The organism is Albidovulum salinarum, from assembly GCF_025673475.1.
Lineage (GTDB): Bacteria > Pseudomonadota > Alphaproteobacteria > Rhodobacterales > Rhodobacteraceae > Albidovulum > Albidovulum salinarum.
In genome coordinates, this window is sequence record NZ_JAOVQO010000066.1 from 1 (window position 1) to 989 (window position 989).

Here is a 989-nt window from a genome sequence, read left to right on the forward strand (position 1 = left end):
CTTCCGTCGCCTGATCTGTCCGATAGTGACAATAAATTTTCCGATAGTGCCAAATGAAGCCCCTCAACGTCACGATCCTTCTGTTCGACGGCTTTTCGAACATGGTTCTTGCCTGCCTCCTGGAGCCCCTGCGCGCCGTGCGCGACCAGGTCCGCGGCGGCATCACCTGGTCGGTGATCACGCCGGGCGACCGGCCCGCGATCAGCTCGAGCGGGCATAGCTCGGCAATGCTGACCTCGCCGCGCAGCCCTTCCAAGACGATGCGGATCTTCTCCTCGGCCGAATGGTGCTTCCGCGTGCGCCGGCGGATGTCCTACACGATCGACTCTGCCGTCGGCTTCGCTGTTCCGGGTGTCTGCCTCATCTCCACTCCTTGGCGGTTACGATGAGCCTGAAACCCTCCGTTACAGAATCAACTCAGATGTCCCAGGGGTGCTGATGGGAGACAGTTCGGCAAGCAACGATGGTTGCGGGGGCAGGATTTGGACACTTTTCGCAGGCTGAGCCAGTTCCAAACTCAGCGAGAATCGCAGGAATAGTGCGGAGTGCCTTCAATTCTCGGCCGGGCGAATTCGTTGCCTGTTCCAAAACAGCGTCACGGCCTCCAGATCCAGAGACGCCATCAATGCTACCAGGCATGTCATCACCGAATGCCCAACCATTGATGTCGGGCGTCACTGCCGTCGGTCCGCGAACCGCAAGGCCGCCTCATTCGAGCGCTTCAAGCCAGATCTCTCCTTGTCGGAGTTGACCGAATATGCCGTAGGCTCACCCGATGGCCTTGAGGACCGCCTCGCCCAGCGTTGCCGGGCTGTCGGCCACGACGATGCCGGCCGAGCGCATCGCCTCGATCTTCTCTTCCGCGCCGCCCTTGCCGCCCGCGACAATGGCGCCGGCATGGCCCATGCGCCGGCCCGGAGGCGCGGTGCGCCCCGCGATGAAGCCCGCGACCGGCTTCTTGCGGCCGCGCCTGGCCTCGTCCTTGAGGA

General features: G+C 62.9%; 1 protein-coding gene and 1 pseudogene. One reads left to right on the forward strand and one right to left on the reverse strand.

The annotated features are described in order from the left end of the window. Positions 1 to 53: 53 nt before the first annotated feature. Positions 54 to 389 (forward strand): type 1 glutamine amidotransferase family protein, encoded by a 336-nt coding sequence (locus OEZ60_RS22125; protein ID WP_263341038.1) that lies wholly within the window; start codon positions 54 to 56, stop codon positions 387 to 389. Between the two features lie 379 nt (positions 390 to 768). On the opposite strand, the pseudogene OEZ60_RS22130 reads toward OEZ60_RS22125, so the two are convergent. Then, a pseudogene (locus OEZ60_RS22130) lies at positions 769 to 989 on the reverse strand (succinate--CoA ligase subunit alpha); the annotation flags it as partial.